This window comes from Marinomonas sp. S3726, from assembly GCF_000967665.1.
Classification (GTDB): domain Bacteria; phylum Pseudomonadota; class Gammaproteobacteria; order Pseudomonadales; family Marinomonadaceae; genus Marinomonas.
In genome coordinates this window covers 151,015-170,017 of the sequence record NZ_JXYC01000012.1, presented here as the reverse complement: position 1 = coordinate 170,017, position 19,003 = coordinate 151,015, and the positions used below count along the sequence as shown (strand labels likewise).

The 19,003-nt window shown below is 37.6% G+C and carries 22 protein-coding genes; 6 read left to right on the top strand and 16 right to left on the bottom strand.

Translation table 11 applies throughout. From position 1 onward, the window contains the following. The first annotated feature begins 14 nt into the window (after window positions 1-14). The 5 genes from ccoS (at window position 15) to TW85_RS11410 (ending at window position 3,678) form a co-directional block, all read left to right on the top strand. The gene (gene ccoS, locus TW85_RS11430; protein ID WP_046017246.1) at window positions 15-173 is read left to right on the top strand and encodes a cbb3-type cytochrome oxidase assembly protein CcoS; all 159 of its coding nucleotides are present in this window, start codon (window positions 15-17) and stop codon (window positions 171-173) included. Beyond that, complete coding sequence (locus tag TW85_RS11425) at window positions 170-853, top strand: sulfite exporter TauE/SafE family protein (RefSeq protein ID WP_046017245.1); 684 nt, start codon at window positions 170-172, stop codon at window positions 851-853. The genes ccoS and TW85_RS11425 overlap by 4 nt, the downstream gene beginning before the upstream one ends. A 102-nt stretch (window positions 854-955) precedes the next feature. Continuing rightward, entirely contained in the window at window positions 956-2,323 is a 1,368-nt protein-coding gene (hemN, locus tag TW85_RS11420) for an oxygen-independent coproporphyrinogen III oxidase (RefSeq protein ID WP_046017244.1), read from the top strand. 29 nt (window positions 2,324-2,352) lie between these two features. Beyond that, entirely contained in the window at window positions 2,353-3,114 is a 762-nt protein-coding gene (gene fnr / locus TW85_RS11415) for a fumarate/nitrate reduction transcriptional regulator Fnr (RefSeq protein WP_046017243.1), read from the top strand. Window positions 3,115-3,135: 21 nt separating this feature from the next. Continuing rightward, the gene (locus tag TW85_RS11410; RefSeq protein WP_046017242.1) at window positions 3,136-3,678 is read left to right on the top strand and encodes an adenine phosphoribosyltransferase; all 543 of its coding nucleotides are present in this window, start codon (window positions 3,136-3,138) and stop codon (window positions 3,676-3,678) included. A 50-nt stretch (window positions 3,679-3,728) separates the two neighbouring features. On the opposite strand, the gene TW85_RS11405 is transcribed toward TW85_RS11410, so the two are convergent. The 5 genes from TW85_RS11405 to TW85_RS11390 form a co-directional block, all read right to left on the bottom strand. Then, window positions 3,729-4,280 (bottom strand): YfaZ family outer membrane protein, encoded by a 552-nt coding sequence (locus tag TW85_RS11405; protein WP_046017241.1) that lies wholly within the window; start codon window positions 4,278-4,280, stop codon window positions 3,729-3,731. Between the two features lie 9 nt (window positions 4,281-4,289). Then, window positions 4,290-5,126: a tRNA 2-thiocytidine(32) synthetase TtcA gene (gene ttcA / locus TW85_RS11400; RefSeq protein WP_046017240.1), complete on the bottom strand. Its 837-nt coding sequence runs from the start codon at window positions 5,124-5,126 to the stop codon at window positions 4,290-4,292. 156 nt (window positions 5,127-5,282) lie between these two features. After that, complete coding sequence (locus TW85_RS26155) at window positions 5,283-5,435, bottom strand: hypothetical protein (RefSeq protein ID WP_157196935.1); 153 nt, start codon at window positions 5,433-5,435, stop codon at window positions 5,283-5,285. A 95-nt stretch (window positions 5,436-5,530) separates the two neighbouring features. Further along, the gene (locus TW85_RS11395) at window positions 5,531-5,986 is read right to left on the bottom strand and encodes a SprT family zinc-dependent metalloprotease (protein ID WP_238326206.1); all 456 of its coding nucleotides are present in this window, start codon (window positions 5,984-5,986) and stop codon (window positions 5,531-5,533) included. Window positions 5,987-6,012: 26 nt separating this feature from the next. Beyond that, the gene (locus tag TW85_RS11390; protein WP_046017238.1) at window positions 6,013-7,749 is read right to left on the bottom strand and encodes an ATP-dependent DNA helicase RecQ; all 1,737 of its coding nucleotides are present in this window, start codon (window positions 7,747-7,749) and stop codon (window positions 6,013-6,015) included. A 95-nt stretch (window positions 7,750-7,844) separates the two neighbouring features. On the opposite strand from TW85_RS11390, the gene TW85_RS11385 reads away from it, so the two are divergent. Beyond that, the gene (locus TW85_RS11385) at window positions 7,845-8,498 is read left to right on the top strand and encodes a YecA family protein (protein WP_046017237.1); all 654 of its coding nucleotides are present in this window, start codon (window positions 7,845-7,847) and stop codon (window positions 8,496-8,498) included. 41 nt (window positions 8,499-8,539) lie between these two features. Here TW85_RS11385 and TW85_RS11380 read toward each other — a convergent pair whose 3' ends face one another. From TW85_RS11380 to hemH, 11 genes are all read right to left on the bottom strand, one after another. Next, complete coding sequence (locus TW85_RS11380) at window positions 8,540-9,682, bottom strand: fused response regulator/phosphatase (protein ID WP_238326205.1); 1,143 nt, start codon at window positions 9,680-9,682, stop codon at window positions 8,540-8,542. 14 nt (window positions 9,683-9,696) lie between these two features. Further along, window positions 9,697-9,999, bottom strand: a complete 303-nt coding sequence (locus TW85_RS11375; RefSeq protein WP_046017235.1) for an STAS domain-containing protein — start codon at window positions 9,997-9,999, stop codon at window positions 9,697-9,699. Window positions 10,000-10,023: 24 nt separating this feature from the next. Continuing rightward, a complete protein-coding gene (locus tag TW85_RS11370; RefSeq protein ID WP_046017234.1) occupies window positions 10,024-10,329 on the bottom strand; it encodes a BolA/IbaG family iron-sulfur metabolism protein in 306 nt (101 codons plus the stop codon). A gap of 27 nt (window positions 10,330-10,356) precedes the next feature. Beyond that, window positions 10,357-13,770 (bottom strand): SbcC/MukB-like Walker B domain-containing protein, encoded by a 3,414-nt coding sequence (locus tag TW85_RS11365; protein ID WP_046017233.1) that lies wholly within the window; start codon window positions 13,768-13,770, stop codon window positions 10,357-10,359. Between the two features lie 7 nt (window positions 13,771-13,777). Next, complete coding sequence (locus TW85_RS11360; RefSeq protein WP_046017232.1) at window positions 13,778-14,416, bottom strand: DUF4194 domain-containing protein; 639 nt, start codon at window positions 14,414-14,416, stop codon at window positions 13,778-13,780. A 2-nt stretch (window positions 14,417-14,418) separates the two neighbouring features. Next, the gene (locus TW85_RS11355) at window positions 14,419-15,804 is read right to left on the bottom strand and encodes a Wadjet anti-phage system protein JetA family protein (RefSeq protein WP_046017231.1); all 1,386 of its coding nucleotides are present in this window, start codon (window positions 15,802-15,804) and stop codon (window positions 14,419-14,421) included. A gap of 54 nt (window positions 15,805-15,858) precedes the next feature. Then, window positions 15,859-16,236: a CbiX/SirB N-terminal domain-containing protein gene (locus tag TW85_RS11350; protein WP_046017230.1), complete on the bottom strand. Its 378-nt coding sequence runs from the start codon at window positions 16,234-16,236 to the stop codon at window positions 15,859-15,861. Between the two features lie 132 nt (window positions 16,237-16,368). After that, the gene (locus TW85_RS11345) at window positions 16,369-16,854 is read right to left on the bottom strand and encodes a topoisomerase DNA-binding C4 zinc finger domain-containing protein (RefSeq protein WP_046017229.1); all 486 of its coding nucleotides are present in this window, start codon (window positions 16,852-16,854) and stop codon (window positions 16,369-16,371) included. A gap of 10 nt (window positions 16,855-16,864) precedes the next feature. Further along, on the bottom strand, window positions 16,865-17,248 hold the full coding sequence (locus tag TW85_RS11340) for a hypothetical protein (protein WP_157196934.1): 384 nt from the start codon (window positions 17,246-17,248) through the stop codon (window positions 16,865-16,867). 28 nt (window positions 17,249-17,276) lie between these two features. Further along, window positions 17,277-17,999, bottom strand: a complete 723-nt coding sequence (locus TW85_RS11335) for an HAD family hydrolase (protein WP_046017227.1) — start codon at window positions 17,997-17,999, stop codon at window positions 17,277-17,279. Further along, entirely contained in the window at window positions 17,996-18,997 is a 1,002-nt protein-coding gene (gene hemH / locus TW85_RS11330; protein WP_046017226.1) for a ferrochelatase, read from the bottom strand. The genes TW85_RS11335 and hemH overlap by 4 nt, the downstream gene beginning before the upstream one ends. Between the last annotated feature and the right edge of the window lie 6 nt (window positions 18,998-19,003).

Genomic DNA, 19,003 nt, shown 5'->3' with positions numbered 1-19,003 from the left:
TTGTTGGAGAAAAAATGGAAAGCTTATATCTGCTAATTCCTATTGCAGCAGTCTTTGTTTTTATTGCTGTCGCTATTTTTACTTGGGCTGTAAAAAAGGACCAATTTGAAGACCTTGACCGCGAAGGTCAAAGAATTCTCTTTGAAGAAGATGATAACGATAAAGAAAAATGAGCCAATTTGATCTCCTAACCGCCTTTTTAATTGGCCTTGCCGGCGCTGGTCACTGCTTTGGAATGTGTGGCGGAATTATAAGCGCCTTATCCTTCAATACATCTAGCAACAAAGGCTTATTAACAACCCAACTAAACTATAATCTAGGTCGAATTACTAGCTATACAATTTTAGCGCTTATCTTTAGTTTTTTTTTCCAGTCTTTTACAGATTATTATGAAAGTGCAAGCTATGCACTAAGAACCATAGCTGCAACAATTCTTTTCTTAATGGGACTTTATCTCCTAAAACAGTCGCAATTAATACTCAAAGTTGAAAAGCTTGGTTCGTTTGGCTGGCAATATATCTCACCTTTTGCCAAAAAACTATTACCCATCAGAACTCGTAAACAGGCATTTTTAGCAGGTTTCGTATGGGGCTGGCTTCCTTGTGGCCTCGTTTATTCAAGCCTAATCTGGATTTCAGCAAGATCAACTCCACTAGAAGCAATTATACTTATGCTTGCTTTTGGCCTTGGCACCATGCCTGCTATGCTAGCAACTGGAATTTTCAGCAAAAGCCTAAAAGATAGCTGGAAGCAGTATCACCTCAACACTGTCAGTGGAATCTTTATGCTCATTTACGCCGTATGGACATTTCCTTTTTTCCAAAACTTAATACAAGACGTATTTACTCGATAGCACTATATTTATAAAACACGCCAACCAAAATACTGACATATATCAATTTTTAAATCTCCTTAGCAGTTAAAATACTATAAGAATTTTTAATAGGACGTTTAGATGCTCTGGAATACACAACTCATTCAAAAATATAATATTTCGGGTCCTAGATACACCTCTTACCCTACTGCACCCCAATTCAATAGCAGTATTAGCAAACTTTCATTAATTGAAGAAATGCTTACGCCCTCGAACAAGCCATTGAGCCTTTACTTCCATGTACCCTACTGCGCAAAGCTCTGCTATTACTGTGCTTGCAACAAAGTCATCACATCAAATTATAAAAAGGGTGATGAATATTTAGAGCTTTTAATTGAAGAAATCAGATTAAAGTCCTTGATGCTTAGCAACGAAAGAGAAGTTCAACAACTTCATTTTGGCGGCGGCACACCTACTTTTTTATCAGTTGAAGCCTTCAAAAAACTAATCAGCTATATCAAGCAAGAATTTAACCTGCTATCTGATGACAAAGGTGAATACAGCATTGAGGTTGACCCAAGAGAAGTAAGCCTAGAAAAACTAGAAGCTCTTCGAGAATTAGGGTTTAACCGACTAAGCTTCGGCATTCAAGATTTTGATAAAAGAGTTCAAACAACCATTAACCGCATACAAAGCTATGAGCTAATCGACAGCCTAATGCAGCATAGCCGTCAACTTGGCTATCATTCAATAAACTTTGACCTTATTTATGGGCTCCCATATCAGAGTGTAGAAAGTTTTAAACATACGCTAAACCAAGTCATCGAACTTGATCCAGATAGAATATCTGTATTTAACTATGCACATTTACCTAAGCGTTTTGCCTCACAAAGACAGATTCCAGAAGATCAATTCCCAGACACAGATACTAAATTAGCCATTCTTAAATTATGCATAGATATGCTTACCAGTGCGGGCTATCAATACATAGGAATGGATCATTTTGCCAAACCCAAGGATGCGTTGGCACAAGCACAAAATAAAGGAGAGTTGAAACGGAATTTCCAAGGATATACGACACATGCAAACTGTGACCTATTGGCTTTCGGCACATCAGCCATTAGCCAAATAGGCAATACATATGTTCAAAACCATACGGCAACAAAAGATTATCGCAAAAGCATTGAGAACGGCCAGTTAGCGATTATGAAGGGATACATGAGTAATCGTGACGACCAAATAAGACATAAGGTAATTATGTCTTTAATTTGCAACTTTGAACTAGATTCAAGTGATGTAGAGAGTGAGTTTAATATTGTATTTTCAAATTACTTTAAAAATGAGCTATCAGAACTTAGAAAACTAGAAGAAGACAGCATTATTGAGTTAACAAATGAGCCAAACCTCCATATAAAGGTAACTGACTCAGGAAGACTTTTAATCCGCTGTATTTGCATGACTTTTGATAAATATTTAAATAACGTAATTTCATACTCTAAAGTAATTTAGAAACATAGATCAAGTTCAGGGAGATCATTATGTCTGTAGCTCTTAACAACGCTCGATTTAACAGCAAGCTTACATCTCAATGTCAAAATTGCAGCCTAAGCGCGCTTTGCCTGCCAATTTCTTTAGCTGATGACGATGTGAATCGATTAGATCAGATCATTGAACGCAAAAAACCTTTGAAAAAAGGAGACATCTTATTTCGTCAGGGAGACGAATTTGAGTCTGTGTATGCAGTAAGAACAGGTACACTAAAAACGTTTAACATTACGAATTCCGGTGAAGAACAAATTACTGGCTTTTATTGCCCAAGCGAATTACTTGGCCTAAGCGGTATCGATAAAAACATTTACCCAGTTTCTGCAAAAGCTCTCGAGACAACAACGGTTTGTGAAATCCCATTTTCTCATTTGGAGCAGCTTTCTGAGCAAATCCCAACTCTTAAGCACCAGCTCTTTAAAGTAATGAGCCGTAAGATCTGTGACGACCAACAAATGATGGTGTTACTTGGCAAGAAAAATGCTGATGAGAAAGTTGCCTCCCTGCTACTTAACTTAAGTGCTCGCTTTAAAAAGCGTGGTTACTCTGCCACATCATTTAGACTTGCTATGTCACGAGGTGAAATTGGCAACTATTTAGGTTTAGCTGTTGAAACCGTTAGTCGAGTCATTACTCGATTCCAAAAAAACGGCATGATCCAAGTAGACGGTAAAGAAATTAGCATTATCGACCTAGATCAAATGCAAAAACTAATCGGCATGTCAGAAGATTGTGATAAAATTGAAAGCATTTAATAGCTAATACAAGGCGATATAATGCTTTACGATGATTTTTACATCAAATCTTTAATCCAAACCGTTGAAGACTGGCCAAAACAAGGGATCAGCTTTAGAGATATTACTCCTATATTCTCAGACCCTAAGGGTTTGAGAATGGTAGTCGATGCTTATATTCACAGATACATTTCAACCGATATTAGTCACATCGCATGCATTGATGCACGTGGCTTTCTAATTGCTTCAATACTCGCTTATGAGCTACAGAAGCCATTAATTTTGGTAAGAAAAAAAGGCAAACTACCTGGTGCAACAATTTCTCAAAAGTATGCCTTGGAGTATGGGGAAGCCGAGCTAGAAATTCAAGAAGGTGCAGTATCTGAAGGTGACCAAGTATTACTCTTTGATGATTTAATCGCTACAGGTGGCACTCTGACTGCTGCTATCAGCCTATTAAAATCACAAGGCGCTAATATTAAGGAAGTTGCAGCAATTATTGATCTTCCTGATTTGAAAGGCAGTGAAATCATCAGCGACTTAGAGATACCTGTCTATAGTCTTTGCGCCTTTGAAGGCGAATAAAAAAAGGGCGCTAATCTAGCGCCCTTTTTATTTATATCAACTAACCTTATTTAGAAATAAGCTGCTACACCAAAGTGCACACCTTCATCTAATGTATATTTGTCACTATAATCATTAAATTCTGTCTTAACAACACTATAGCTAAAGTAAATTCTTGCATTACGTGTTGCATAATACTCAACCCTTAGATCAGCCTCATGCTGTCTTTTCATATCACCATAGGTAAAAAGTCCAGGGTAGTAATAACCAGAAGCATACAAGCTCACACGGTTAGCTTGTGGGATAATATAACGGTAGTAACCACCTAATCCAATGGCATAACCAGAGTCATTTACACCTAAATCACCTTCCACAGCACGCAATCTAGCACCAACACCTACTTCAATAGGATCTGCTTTATCAACTATCATTACACCAAGATAACCAGACTTACCGCCTTCAGAGAGATATAAGGCGCCTGCTTCTATTTCTATTGGATCAATACTTAAAGACGCATTTAATTTGGCCGTATCGTCAGATAATGTACCTGAAACACTGGATGCATTCGCTCCAACACTTAACAAACCAAGCGCAAATGTAATTGCATATTTATTAAAACTCATCAATATATCCTATAGTGAAATTATATTTAATTTATCTAAGGCATCAGGACTAATAGATAAATCTTTAAAATCAAATAAACTCGTGTCAGCCATATGCGATGGTACGATATTTTGCATACTTGTAAAAAGCGTATCGGTACGGCCCGGGTATTCTTTATCCCATTGTTGTAACATATTTTTGATTACTTGACGCTGTAAATTTTCTTGAGAGCCACAAAGATTACAAGGAATAATAGGGTATTCTTTTAACTCAGAAAAAGCTTCTATATCTTTTTCCTTACAATAAGCTAACGGCCTAATCACCATATGACGGCCATCATCACTTAACAGCTTAGGTGGCATTGACTTGATTTTCCCACCAAAAAACATATTCAAAAACAAAGTTTCTAATATGTCATCTCTATGATGACCAAGGGCAATTTTAGTTGCACCAATCTCATCTGCGAAGCCATATAAAGAACCACGCCTTAAACGAGAGCACAAACCACAGGTCGTCTTCCCTTCTGGCACTAATTCTTTAACGATACTATAAGTGTCACGTTCTAGAATATGAAAATCAACGCCAATTGAAGATAAGTATTCAGGTAAAATATGCTCAGGAAAACCAGGTTGTTTTTGATCTAAATTAACAGCAACAATACTAAATTCAATTGGAGCACTTGCTTGGAGGTTTCTAAGAATCTCCAACATAGTATAAGAATCTTTACCACCAGATAAGCAGACCATGACCTTGTCACCATCTTCTATCATATTGAAGTCAGCGATTGCTTGTCCAGTTTGCCTTCTTAAGCGCTTATGAAGCTTATTTAGTTCTGTTTTTTCTTTCGGGCTCGTTGATAAATCCATTGCTACTTTCACATAATTACAAATAGCGACATTCTACAACAGTAACAAATCCACCGCATCCAATTAATTGAATCTATTAGGGAAATAAAAAGAAATTTTTACGAAGGGAGAATTAGAAAGGATATATAGAGCTAACTAAGTTAGCCCTAAAAAGCATTATGCTTGCTTGTTGATTCCAAGAGAATCGATAATTACAGCTGCGGCTATTACAGCTAACATTGCAGGCACTATCATAGGCGCGAAATTAGCCATTACAGCGGTTGCTAAACCCATAGCAAATCCAGCAAAAAGTTTAAGTGTGTTGTTCATATCATCTCCAAGCAAACATAGCGATAAATTTTGCCAAGATAATACCTTAATAATGATTCATATCAAATTAATATCTTCTTGATATGAGGATAAATTTACTTTGCCCTCAACTTTCCTTTGCATTTACGGCACTGATATTCACTACCTTTAAGTATTCGGTTGTGCCGTCTAATGGTTAAAGCATGTTCCATACAGTCACACTCATAAAGAAAACTCTTAAGTGGCGCTTTAACCGAAAAGTTATGGGTTCGACTCGGCATTAAGTTGAAAACATTAAGCATCACGCTCTTCCACTCTTTACCATGAGGCCTAACTTTAGGTCCAAATAATTGATAAACAAAAATATGAGCAATCTCATGAGGTATAACTGTTTTCAAAAACTCATTTGGATTTTGCAGATACATATCATAATTAAATCTGACCTCATGTCGCTGTAAATAGGCTGTACCTGCTGCAGACCCCCTTTGATTAAATTTAATATTCACCATCTTAATATCTGTTTGAAAATATCTATTTGCCTTAGCAATTGATGATAAAACAGCTTCTGTCACTGATAGCTCAAACTCCTCTCTATGCATTAGCTAATAGCGCCAATACTTGATGAGCCATAAATAGGTGGTGATAGAGGCTCCAAAACATGTTTAGCAAGCCCCGTCAGCCGACTCATCGCAGCTAAACTCTTAGGTTTATGCTCTGCAACTAGGTCTAACTGCTTAGGTGAGAAGACCTCTTCTCCAGTGTTTGTATGCCACTGAATTAATTTCTTTTTATATTCTGGCATAGGCAAAACTTCATGATTAGGATGGAAGTAATCCTCATTAATCACCACCTGAATGTTAGACTTAAGAATAGCTTTTGCTTTTTCATGAAGAGCGAGCTGAAAAGGTGAAAATTGCTGTATCATGATATATTCATTTGCAATCAGGTAACGAACCAGTTTTTTCCAACTAGTTTCATTAAGCTCAGTTCCTTGACCAAACAGACTCATCGCCTGACCAAAACAAGAGTCTACGGCTTTTGTTTTTTTTCCTAATAAAATTTGAATTAGAACGCCAAACGGAACCCCCCCTTTAGTCTTATGCAATAAAGATAAAAACTTTTGAGCAGCTATAGTGACATTGTGCTCTATTTCTTTATTTTTGCATCTATCACAATTCCCGCAATCAAGGATTTCTTCACCAAAATGCGCTAAAAGACTCTTACGCCTACAGCCTCTTTGCTCTAATATTTTGCAAAAGGCTAATGTTCTCTGCCAATCAGATTCAGAGGTAAAATTCACTTCCATCTCAAACTGCAATAGCTTTTGCATATCTTGTAAACCATACAAAAGTAGCGCTCTTGCAGAACGACCATCACGCCCTGCTCGCCCAATTTCTTGATAATAGTTTTCAACACTATTTGGGAGATCCATATGCACAACAAAACGTACTTTATCGAAGTCTACCCCCATCCCAAAGGCAGACGTTGCAACCATAACGATATTGTCATTCTTAGAAAATAATCTCAGATTCTTTTCTTTATCTTTGTCAGAAATGTTTGCATGAAAATAAAGACTAGTTATACCTTGCTCATTAAGCCAAAGACTTAGCTCTTCAACCTTGCGCCTGGAACGACAATAAACAATCCCTGAACCAAGATGTGGCTCATGATTAATAAAGTTCAATAGTTGTTTATTAGCTAAACGCTTTTGAGAGATGGTTAACTCTATATTCTCTCGGTTGTAACTTTGCTGAAGAATCTTTGGCGACTGCAAAGATAAGGATCGTAAAATCTCGGATTGTGTTTTTGTATCAGCACTGCCACTCATTGCGACAATAGGCACATTTGAAAAGTTTTTTCTGATCAAGCCCAAACTGCCATACTCCGGCCGAAAACTTTGACCCCATTGAGAGATACAGTGGGCTTCATCAATTGCAAAGAATGAGACCTTTGCATGCTCTAACAAACCAATAACGGATGGTTGCAACAGCTTTTCTGGAGATAAAAAAAGTAGGTCTATTGACTGAGCTCTTAATGAATAAGCCAGGTCATCTTGTTCACCAGGGTTTAAAGTAGAGTTTAAAAACTCAGCTCTTACACCAATAGATTTCAACTTCTCAACTTGCTGTGACATAAGCGCTAACAGAGGACATACAACAACAGCCACACCTTCTAACCTTAATGCAGGAAGCTGATATACAAGTGATTTCCCCCCCCCTGTTGGGGATACTAACAACAAATCTTGTCCATCGATGATGGTTTTTATCGCTTCTTCTTGAAGCGGCAAAAAGTCTTGATGGCCAAATTTTTCTAATAACTGCTTAATCATTTTCATAGATAAGTGATTATCTTATAAAGTCATTATTTTCGCATCGATTTTCATAAATCTTTTAGTTAAAATATTCGCCATTATTTTTGTAGGATTAAAAAATGTCACATCAACCACTTGATGATTTAGAACTTGAAACATTAGAAGACTTTTTAGAATCAGATTCTGTTCACGAAGAGTGCCAAAATTTTGTAATGGCCCATGGCTTTTTAACTGCATTAAGTGTTTGCCCAGCAGCCCATCCGCCTAAAAATTGGATGGAGATCATTTTTGAACAAACTCCAAACTTCTCCAACGAAAAGCAAGAAAAACAAATCACAACACTTCTAGAGCGCCTTCACCTAGACATACAAAAAGAGCTAGAGTCTGAAGATGAATTTATTGTCCCTTGTGAACTTACACTTGCAGAAAACCCTGAAGAACTGAGCGAATTACAAGAGTGGGCTTCTGGCTTTATGGAAGGTGTGTTTTTAACCGAACGTTTTTGGTTTGAAAACGATAAGGAAGACGCGATTGCCGAATTACTCCTTCCTTTTATGGTTGCTTCTGATCTATTCGAAGACGAAGAAGTTAGCCAAATAAAAAGCAATCAAAAATTAACTCAATCTTGTATAGAACAGATTCCTGAAGTTGTGACAGATCTTTATCTTGCCCTAAGAACAGAGCCAGAAAAAAAGACAAACAAGCCTAACCACAACAAGCGCAATACAAACAACAAAAAGAAGACAGGCAAGAGTAAAAGCAAGAAAAAGTAACAAATTAAACATAAGAATAACCTAGTGAAATTTGGTTATTCTTATGTATTAATAGAAAGAAGTGTTATATCGTCAAGCTGCTCTGCTTTACCTTGATAAGAGAGTAATTGCTCTATTAAAGCCGACTGAAAGCTTTCAACAGAAATACAGTTGTCAGGACTAGCTAAAATTGATTTAAATTGCTCATCACCCAACATAACACCTTCATCATTACACATTTCCAGCACACCATCAGAGGCAATCACAACTCTTGAGCCAGAGCATAAGTTTACTTCAGTTGTTGTGTCTTCAAACTCATCTCTAGACAGTATGCCCAAAGGCATATGTTTGGAATGAATACCTTCCATATCGATATAATCTTGACCAATGATAAAAGCATGCGGCATACCACCACCCCAAAACTCTAAACAATCATTTGGTTTTAGCAACATAATATAAGCCGCACAAAACATATAATCAGGCAATATGTCGATTAAAATACTATTAAAATGGTTTGCCAGTTGAGCAACACTGGTATTATCACTCGCTGCTTTAAAAAAAGCCTGCGTAAGAGGTAAAGCACCAATAGATGCAGGTAAACCATGGCCCGTGAAGTCACCAACAAACAAAAGTAACGCACCGTCTTCACGACGCTTTATCAAAGCAATATCACCATTAAAGGTTGTTGCTGCTAATCGCGTTACAGCTACCTTTTCATCATGATCTTCACTACGATCCATAGCATGCGCCAACACTTGGTGCGCCATTCTATGTTCACGCTCAATCATACTTTGAAAATAAATTAGGTCGCGATTTTTCTGAAAAGTTTCTTTACTAAACATCACGTTACGCAAATGTGTGCTTAAACGCGTATTAAATAAAATATCATTGAAAGGTTTCGCAAGAAAATCATCCGCTCCAGCCTTGATACATGCATTCATTGTCGCATCATCAGACTTAAAGGTAATCACCATTATTGGGATAATTCTATCTTGGGCAACATCTTTAAGTTGTTTTATCAACTTAATGCCATCACCAGAAGGAGACAAGACTTCTAACGTAATTAAGTCAGGCTCCCATTCATTATATAATGCGAGCGCTTCATCCATAGAGGCTGCTGTTTTAGTTTGAAGGCCACGAGATTCTACACAAGTAGAAATAATGTCTCGATAAATCTCTTCACTATCAACAACCAGTAGCTTCATGCTATTCAAGTCCATTAAGTTATTGTAAACCTTTTATCAAATCTAGAAATCATAAGAATATTTCGTATAAAAGAATTTGAGTTTGCAATTATGATATCCGTATCACTTGAAACAGAATTACGCATACTGAGTAACATACCTAAGGCAGCACTATCTAAGTATTCTACAGCCTGCATATCAACCACAAGCTCTTTGAACCCTGTCAGATAATCGGAGTAAGCAGAGCGAAAGTCATTAAACAATGAAAAGTCGAAGCTGCCAACAACCCTAATACCTACTCGCTCTGAGTTCTGTTCAACAGTTACCGTTATACTCATATCACTTCACAAATGACTAAAAGTCTATTCGCCTCCATGGCACTTTGGAGATAAAGGGGCATTTTCTTGTCTAGATTGCCACTCATCAAGGGTGTAAATATGAAGCGCTAAGGCGTGGATCATGCCCATTTGTTGCGCTAATACTTTATATACAGTTTGATGCCTTTGAACTAATCTCTTCCCAACAAAATCATCACTAACAAGTGTTAATTTGAAATGGGATTCACTACCCTCAGGCACATTGTGCATATAACTTTCATTCTTAACATCTAGATATTCTATAGTAAACGCTTTTGTAACACTTTGTAAGATTTGTTCTTTAATTATCATATAAATACTCAAATTTGCTAACAATTATTAACTTATTTCCAAATTTTCAACTTGGCCTGTTAACAATTTTCGTCCTTTAGATTTTGGATAAGATACATCTAGAGAAACAGCACCACCTTCTCGCCAAACACTTATAATGGTATCCATGTTTGCCGCCATTACAGCTCGCTTATCATCTGGTGCTGCTGCAATTACTTGCAAGCCAATGTCTTTCATAAAGCCCATACAAGTTGATGTTTTTGCCATATCAATCTTATTGAATGCTTCATCAAACATAGCTAATGAAAATCCGCCAACTATATCGCCTTCTACCGTTTCATGTAGTCGGTATGTTGTAGATAGAGCTGCAGCAATGGCTAGATAAAATGGAATTTGGTGCTCACCACCTGAACCAGTTTGAATTCGTTGGCTCAAAGTTGTTTTCTTATTACCCTCTTGATCCAGAATATCAACTTCAAAGTTATAAAACTTACGGTAGTCAGCTAAATCTTGCTGCTTATCTTCATTACTGATTAATTCATGAATAGACTCTATTGCTTTTGCATGATCAGAATTTTCAGCACTTGCTGGGTCAAACAGTCCACCAACATTGGCTTGGTCTTGGCTACTAAACCTTTCAACCAAGTCCAAAATATCCTTCATATCACCATTTGCATAGTATCTGAATTGATACACTTCTGAGTTAAATGGACGGCGTTTTAAACTATGATTCAATTCCCTGATTATATGAGCAACCTGATCAAGAGAATCTTTCAGTTTTGAAACATAATCACTTCTAAATGTTTCTTCAGCCTCTTTTCTCGCTAACTCAGCCCTTTTTGCGTAACGAGCTAATTCAGTTTCAGATAGTACTTTTACTTGATGCTGAATGTAGTTTTCAAACTCTTCAAAACGAGACTCCAAATAGTCTAGTTGTATATCAGAATCGATATCAGCGTTATGATATTTAGCGTAGTGGTCTGCGACTTCTTTTCTGACTTTTTGATCAAAATTACGAGCTTTTTCTTGTGCTTTTTCAGCCCTACTCATGGCTTCTTTGTAGATTGCAGCACCATTGACCATACTTGATTCAAGAAGCTCATAACGCTCACTTGCAAACTCAGCTTGATAGAATTGATGATTTTTAAGACGCGTTCTATCTTCATCCAATGTGGATAGCGCGGCACTTAACTGAGCCTTTTGCGTATTTAAACTACCGTATTGCTCAGCAATTTGTTGACGCTCTCTGTCCAGTTTCTTTTGTTCCAACTCAACTGTTGCAATACGTTCTTTAAGCAGGTCGATTTTCTCTTGCAGTTCAGTGTCATCTTTTTGTTGCAACAAATGGATTTCATCATCAATTAAACTAATATCATGCTGCTGTTTATTTAAAGCATTACTATGTTGTTTTAAAGCATCTGCATCAACATGATGATTCGCCACAACACGGCTTAATAATGTATCAGCCTTCTCTAATCTTTGATCTGTCTGCAACAGGTCCATCAACTCACCGCTCAACTTTTGCAATTGAGACTCACGTGATTGGCGCATTCCATCCGTATTGATACCAACCATCATATGAGGTGTGAAACGAATTGTAGAAATCGTTCCTGAAAGCTTCAGCATGCCATCATATGTCATAGCACTATCTTCACGCAGCAACTGCCTTTCTGTATCGACAGGCTTAATACCACCAAGGCGACGATTCAAGTAAGCTTGAGCATGATCATTATTACAACGTATGTATTGTAACAAGGATGATCTATCACCACGATTCAACCAAAGTCTAGTTTGAGTTGTATCTATTACTCGACAACCCATGAGCTGCTTACGGTGAGCCCTAAATACCCTAATCGCCTCTTCAGCATCTTCAGGATTAACAATAAGCGCTTCCCTTTGCTGTCCAAGATATCCCTCTATCGCATCCTGCCATTTATGGTCAGTTACTTCTGCTAAATGACTCAAAGGGGTTGCTTCAATACCTGTTTGCTTCAGTAAAGAAATAAGTTTTTTGGTATTACCTGATAAAGGACTTGAACCCCCTTTTAAGGAAGAAACGTCTGACTCTAACTGCTTGCAGTCATCCTTTAGATTCAAAATGGTCCGGTTAAGCTCAGATCTTTGTCTAAAGAGTTCTGTTTTTTCTCTATCTAGTAAGTTAGATAATTCCGCAAGAACCTTATCAAACTGGTGCGATTCAACCTCAAGCTGTCCCTGATCGTTTATTTTTTTGTATAAGTCACCAGCTCGAGCTGATAAACCAAGAATCTCATTAGAAAGTAAATCTTCATAATCGTACAAAGAAGCCAAAAGGGTCAGCATCTGCTTGCATTGCAACAGACTCTTCTTATCTTGTTGCCCATGAAGATCTAGTAATTTACGACTTTGCTCAAGCTGCTGTAACTTTAAACCAACATCTGAATGTTCATACTGCTGCTCAAGCCTAACAAGTTGGCTTTGAAGTTGTTTTGATAAATCGTTTTGCGTGCCTAGCTCAAGCTGAATTTCATCATCACGCTCTTGATGAACCTCATATTTATCCTGAATTTCATCTTGCTTACTACCTAACTCATCAAAACGCGCCTCTGTTGCTACCCATTGATAATTGATATTCGCTTTTTCTTGTTGGCGTTTTTTCTCGCAATCAACCGCTATCAAGTTTAAGTCGTCTATTCGTTTTGCAACTTCTTGAGTTTTTGTTTCAAGTTGTCTGTATTCATTTAAAGACTTTTGATAAGCACTCACCTGCAATGGCTGCTCAGCTAAAACAAAGTCTTGAACAAAACGAGTTGGTGAAGCAATAGGTACAAATTTAAGGGCATTTTTAAAGTTTTTCAAAAAGCCATCTAAAGTTATTAGTTGATCAGGGCTTGGACTTAACTCTTCGAGGTAGCGATTAATATATTGAGTTGCAGAGGCACTACCTGACTTAATAAATGGATCTAAGCAGACCTTTTTCATAGCCTCACGAACATCTAACCAGGGTTTTGCTTTGAAGCTTCTACCTTCAAGCTCTTCAATAAAGTCGCCTTTCACCACACCATAATTAGATAAAACAAAACGACCTAATACGTCCTCTTCAGGAGAGGATAATGAGGCAGACAAACTTAAACCAATAGTTGATTCATTACCTGTATTTGAATCAGTAAATACCAAACCTAAATAACTCACTGCATCTTGTCTTGGCGACGTACCAAACACTTTCGCATCTTGTTGGCCAGAATCAATCATACCCAAGATATAAGAACGAATACTTCGACCACTTGCTTTACCATCATTGGCACTAGCGTTGTAATTTAAGTGCCTTTTACTTGCACCCGTTAAGACAGTTTGAATAGCGTCCAATAAAGAAGATTTACCTGAACCAGTTGGTCCAATAATCGCTGTATTTCCTCTTATTTCGATTTCTTCTGCGCCGAGTAGGTACCAGTTAACTAATACAATTCTGCTAAGTTTTTTCATTTTCTACCTACTCTTCACTTGTGGCATCTAGTTGAATCGATTCATCTTGGTCTTCGTCTTGTTCATGATCAGAACCATTAAAAGACTCAAGCTGACGTAAATAAGCTTCTGTTACAACAAGTCGAACTACTGGTGTGACATGCACAGCTAGGTTTTTACTATCTTCTTCGTACGCCTTACCTTTTATCAAAACACCATGGCGACTTAACAAGGTTAAAATATCTTTAAAGCGTGTTTCGGTAGGAATTTCACGCTTAACTAATTGCACGTATCTTTCTAAGATAGCGTGAGTATTAGTTGCTACAAAGCCATTATCGACTTCAAAGTTTTCAATTTTCTCTTCATAAATTTGACGTAAGATTAAAAGAAACAATGTCTCATCAGTTTTAAGTCTCACAAATGCTTCTCTTTCAACTGGCAACAAACCTAACAGTCTTTCATTTTCGTTTACATATAATTTCATCCCCAAAGCATCAAAGACGTTCGAGAAATAATTTTGATATGCTTCTACTAATAAGAAGTATTTACGCTGTCCGTGCTTATAAGCACTAACAAACTGATGAGATAACAAGTAGTTCGCAGCTTGTTGAAACTCTTGAGCGTCTTTACCAGACTCTTCAACAACTTTTTTTAATTCTCTTAACATTTCTATCTCCTGCGAACCACAACAAACTCTCGGCACTCAACAAACTGGTGCACATCGAGATACTGTTCACTAAATTTTATTTCGAATTCATTCTCAATTATTTTGGCATTAACACCCAAAGAACCTACATATCGCAAGTGATCAAAGCACACAAAATCTTCAACAGAATTAATGCTAAATTCAGTAATATGCTTTTCTGCTAGTTCTGTCATTTGGCGTTGCAGATAACTTTGTAGTTTTGCAACCGTAACTTGCCTAGCTTCATGGAAGCGTCTTTGTGCATCACGTATCTTAATTGCATTCTCTGACACACTGGCAGGTGTTACCACCCTAGGTGCTGGCGGTTCTCTTCTTCGGCTTGGTGTCGCGGCCGACTCCATACCTAACACTTTAACGCCTAACATTTGCTTTAAAACGGGTACCGACTCATGACGAGCAACATTAGTGATTATATTAGCAATTTTTGTTGCCATACCAGGTCGAGAGCTGTCCATATATCGAGCGGTATCTGCGGCACGCTTTTCTAGACGGTACCTATACTCATCAATTCGCTCTAATCGCTGCTCGATATTATTAAAGGTTTGTAAAATTGCACGACAGTCTTTCTCTACAAGCGCCTGAGCTTTTTCAATAGATATAAGCTGTTGCTCGCTATAGCATTGAGAAATTGCATATAGAGAATCACTGTCTGCCAAGAAGTTTTGTACTAACTCTAAAATTTGACGCCTAAAACGAAAGGGGTTGTTGCTTGTTTTAAGGGTCTTATAGTCTGCGATTAAGATCCCTTCGACAAATAATTCGAAGAAACCAGATACTATCGCTTTTGGGTCTCGGCTAGCAAAAAGCTCTCGCTGAAGAGAACGAATACCTAGGAGAATTTGATTGAGGTGAGCAGAAAAATCACGAGCAGCTGCTGCAGCCTGATTTAACGTTACACCGCGCTCTAACGGTGATAATGCCACTGATTCTAAATTACTTAAAATACTTAATACAGTAGCACCATAATTACGTTTACCGTGACGACTTATTTCAACCAGAGATTTCAACAGCATAGAGATTTGGGGTGTCATCAGCACACTAACGCGGTAAAGCTCTTGCTCTTCAACCAGCCAGCCCGTGTTAACTAATCTATGATAGATACGCAGCGCATAATCATGAATGGTTTTAGGGGATTCAAACGACTCTTTTTGATCTTCTTGCCAAGATAAGATATCAACCTTATGCAAACTATCTTCGATTGCTTCAATAATGGTTGATTTATCTTTTATTGGGTCTTCTGCGTAATCATAAAAAACATCTGATAAATCAAACAGTACAGCTTCCACTAGCTGTTTGTTTGAGCCACTTAAGGCCTGAAATATCTCATCGGGTAAATGCTTAAAGAGCATATATCATCATACCTGTGTCAAAACTTGGGAACTTGGTTGAAAGTAATGATGCATCTAGCTTTCGCCCAGTTGATTTGCAATCACTTGCAACATAGCATCTTGCAATAAAGGGCTATCGCCTATTGGTTTGAGTAAATCTATTTTCAACTGATCCGTTTCTAAAGCTTTAACTTGAGCAGGCACATCAACCCTTAAATGCCTACCAACAGCTAAAAATATTGGTAATACAGCGATGTGTCGACAGTCATCACTTAACGCTGCGATAACTTGCTCTAAAGTAGGATCAGTCAGCTCCATAAATGCCAAACTTGTCTTACCTGCCCCATACTCGTCACTTACTCTTTGTTGCAAGGATTGGAATGGTTTTTTCCAGATACTATCTGGGCTTCCATGAGCAAGTAAGATTACATGATCATATTTCGTTGAATTCATTAAACACCCTTTTAAATCAAGCTGACATTCTAGCTATCATTAATTAGAAAAAGAAGAAGGTTTTGTAAAAAGGCGCGCTTTAATAGCAATACCAATAAGACTTGTGCATTTTTGCAGCAATTTTTAACAGGGTTATTTTTTTAATTTAGGTTTGCCATCGAAGTCATCTAGTGTATGACGACATTCTGGATACTTAATGCACCCCCAGAAATACCCTTTGGGCCCTTTTTTCTTAACTAGATAGTGGCCACACTTCCTACAAGGGTATTTTTTTTGAGGTGTCGGTACTCCGTCCTCATCCTCAATTGTTACCTTACAGTCAGGGTAATTTGTACACCCCCAAAAAACATTTTCTTTGTACGTATGTTTTTTTAGAGGGGACTGGCAGTCTGGACAAAGATATCGTTTTTGACGAACAGGTTTTCCATTTTCATCATTTGCAGTGTAATCACATACAGGAAAACTACTACACCCCCAAAACTCTCCTTTTTTGCCATTACGTTTTTGTAAAAAAGACTGACATTTGGGGCAGCGATACCTAACACTAGCCTTTTCTACGTAAGCACTGTCTTGGTTAACAAATTCATTTTCCCAAGTTCCGCCATTCTTTTTACTCATAAAAGGAGCGCTAAATCGAATTATCTAGGTTTTGAGGTGACTCTTGTTTTGCAGCATCCAAACAAGCCTTATCAGATAAATCACATGCAAAATCTTTTAACTTTTCTGTGCCATCTTCAGCTAGCTTTTTAGATGCTGAACCTATTTCTTTCATTTTATTCCAAAAAGCTTCTCCAGTTTTTTCAGCTTTTTTATTAGCTTCGTCACCTAACTCAGCACTCTTGTCTAGTATGTTTTCTCCAATCTGAGCACTTTTCTCTTTTGCGATTTCAAATAACTCGATCGCACCCTCTTTCGTTTTATCTAATGCTTTATCAACATCCGTATCGGCGGCACTTACATATGGAACACTTAAGCAAAATACTATCAGCGTCGTTTCAACTATTCTTTTCATGCCAACCTCTAATTGTTCAATGTCATAACTAAGCATTTTTTGCTAACCAAGGCAAAAGTTCTGAAATATTTTCAAATGTTTCAATTTCACCGTAAGCAGTCAGTTCACTCTCATCAACTTGCTCATGCGCCCAAGTACTATGGTATGGAACATGTATCGCTTTAACACCAATATCCAATAAAGGTAATACATCTGATCGCATAGAATTACCAAGCATTAAAAACGACTCTTTTGGAATCTGGTAACGCGTTAAGATATCCTGATAAGAGGATGGTTTCTTTTCTGATACTATTTCAATGTAATCAAACAAATCTGCGATTCCAGATCGAGCAAGTTTACCTTCTTGATCCAGCAAATCACCTTTAGTAATCACCATAAGCTGATACTTGCCTTTTAAAGCTTTTACAGTATCAACCACATGAGGTAAAAGATGAATCGGAGCTGCAACCATGTCTTTAGCCAAAGTAATAATGTCATGAATTTCATGACCTCTAATACGCCCTTCGGATAACTCAATTGCCGTTTCAATCATAGAAAGAGTGAAACCTTTTATCCCATACCCAAACAATGACAAATTTCTAACCTGAATCTCAGCTAGATGAGATGATATATATGCCTCATCATGATATTCAGTTAGCATATTAATAAAGGTTTCTTGTGCCTTCATAAAAATTTCTTCATTTCGCCACAAGGTATCATCAGCATCAAAAGCGATTGTTGAGATGGCATATTTATTATCAGTTTGACTCATTTATCAGAACACCATTGGCTAGAATTTTTCAGTATCAGTTCGCGATAAAGAACCGCATGATCATCATTATCATTTAGAGCAGAAATATAGTCATACTTTTCACCACCCGCCTCTTCAAACACTTCTTTTAACTCAAAACAAATCTCTTCAAGTGTTTCTAAACAATCAACAGCAAAGGCTGGGCTAATAACATTCAGCGACTTAACACCACCTTGAGCCAGCGTCTTAAGTGTTTCATCTGCATAAGGCTGTAACCATTCTTCACGCCCAAACCTAGATTGATAAGAGTGAGTCCACTCTGAAGGAGATAGACCCAATTCTTTAGCAACCAATTCGCTTGTTTCATTACAGTGTTTCTCATATGGATCACCGTTAGTAACGTAGCGCTTAGGAATGCCATGATATGAGAATAACAAGTGGCGCTTTTCACCTTGGATTTGCCACTGATTACGGACACTATTCGCTAATGCTTTGATATACAGTGGCTGATTTGCATAATCACGAATAAAGTGAAGAGATGGCCAGTCTGAGCTCTTAGAAAAAGATTTAAAAACCGCATCATATACAGCCGCAGTTGTTGTACCAGAGAACTGAGGATACATAGGCAATATAACTATATTCTCAACACCTTGCTTGCGTAAGTCTGCTATGCCATCACTAACACTTGGATTACCGTATGTCATTGCATTCACGATAGGAATGTTTTGCCCCGCTTCATCAAAGTTAGCAACCAGTTTCTGAGCTAAACGTTTACCTAAAACCAAGAGAGGAGAACCGTCATCAAACCAAACTTTTTCATACAGTTCGGCAACTTTCTTCGGCCTGATATTTAAAATAACTAGATTTAAAATGGGCTTCCAAATTAAGGGAGTTAAATCAACTACTCTAGGGTCTGATAAAAACTCTCTTAGATACTTTTTTACTGCTTTTGCAGTAGGTGCATCAGGGGTTCCCAAGTTTACAAGAAGAACACCAAAATCTGGTTTATTTTCAGTCATTTAACA

Bases quoted from the DNA above. Each gene is read 5' to 3' on its own strand.
- ccoS (WP_046017246.1), top strand. From the start codon at position 15: ATGGAAAGCTTATATCTGCTAATTCCTATTGCAGCAGTCTTTGTTTTT.
- TW85_RS11425 (WP_046017245.1), top strand. From the start codon at position 170: ATGAGCCAATTTGATCTCCTAACCGCCTTTTTAATTGGCCTTGCCGGC.
- hemN (WP_046017244.1), top strand. From the start codon at position 956: ATGCTCTGGAATACACAACTCATTCAAAAATATAATATTTCGGGTCCT.
- fnr (WP_046017243.1), top strand. From the start codon at position 2,353: ATGTCTGTAGCTCTTAACAACGCTCGATTTAACAGCAAGCTTACATCT.
- TW85_RS11410 (WP_046017242.1), top strand. From the start codon at position 3,136: ATGCTTTACGATGATTTTTACATCAAATCTTTAATCCAAACCGTTGAA.
- TW85_RS11405 (WP_046017241.1), bottom strand. From the start codon at position 4,280: ATGAGTTTTAATAAATATGCAATTACATTTGCGCTTGGTTTGTTAAGT.
- ttcA (WP_046017240.1), bottom strand. From the start codon at position 5,126: ATGGATTTATCAACGAGCCCGAAAGAAAAAACAGAACTAAATAAGCTT.
- TW85_RS26155 (WP_157196935.1), bottom strand. From the start codon at position 5,435: ATGAACAACACACTTAAACTTTTTGCTGGATTTGCTATGGGTTTAGCA.
- TW85_RS11390 (WP_046017238.1), bottom strand. From the start codon at position 7,749: ATGAAAATGATTAAGCAGTTATTAGAAAAATTTGGCCATCAAGACTTT.
- TW85_RS11385 (WP_046017237.1), top strand. From the start codon at position 7,845: ATGTCACATCAACCACTTGATGATTTAGAACTTGAAACATTAGAAGAC.
- TW85_RS11380 (WP_238326205.1), bottom strand. From the start codon at position 9,682: ATGAAGCTACTGGTTGTTGATAGTGAAGAGATTTATCGAGACATTATT.
- TW85_RS11375 (WP_046017235.1), bottom strand. From the start codon at position 9,999: ATGAGTATAACGGTAACTGTTGAACAGAACTCAGAGCGAGTAGGTATT.
- TW85_RS11370 (WP_046017234.1), bottom strand. From the start codon at position 10,329: ATGATAATTAAAGAACAAATCTTACAAAGTGTTACAAAAGCGTTTACT.
- TW85_RS11365 (WP_046017233.1), bottom strand. From the start codon at position 13,770: ATGAAAAAACTTAGCAGAATTGTATTAGTTAACTGGTACCTACTCGGC.
- TW85_RS11360 (WP_046017232.1), bottom strand. From the start codon at position 14,416: ATGTTAAGAGAATTAAAAAAAGTTGTTGAAGAGTCTGGTAAAGACGCT.
- TW85_RS11355 (WP_046017231.1), bottom strand. From the start codon at position 15,804: ATGCTCTTTAAGCATTTACCCGATGAGATATTTCAGGCCTTAAGTGGC.
- TW85_RS11350 (WP_046017230.1), bottom strand. From the start codon at position 16,236: ATGAATTCAACGAAATATGATCATGTAATCTTACTTGCTCATGGAAGC.
- TW85_RS11345 (WP_046017229.1), bottom strand. From the start codon at position 16,854: ATGAGTAAAAAGAATGGCGGAACTTGGGAAAATGAATTTGTTAACCAA.
- TW85_RS11340 (WP_157196934.1), bottom strand. From the start codon at position 17,248: ATGAAAAGAATAGTTGAAACGACGCTGATAGTATTTTGCTTAAGTGTT.
- TW85_RS11335 (WP_046017227.1), bottom strand. From the start codon at position 17,999: ATGAGTCAAACTGATAATAAATATGCCATCTCAACAATCGCTTTTGAT.
- hemH (WP_046017226.1), bottom strand. From the start codon at position 18,997: ATGACTGAAAATAAACCAGATTTTGGTGTTCTTCTTGTAAACTTGGGA.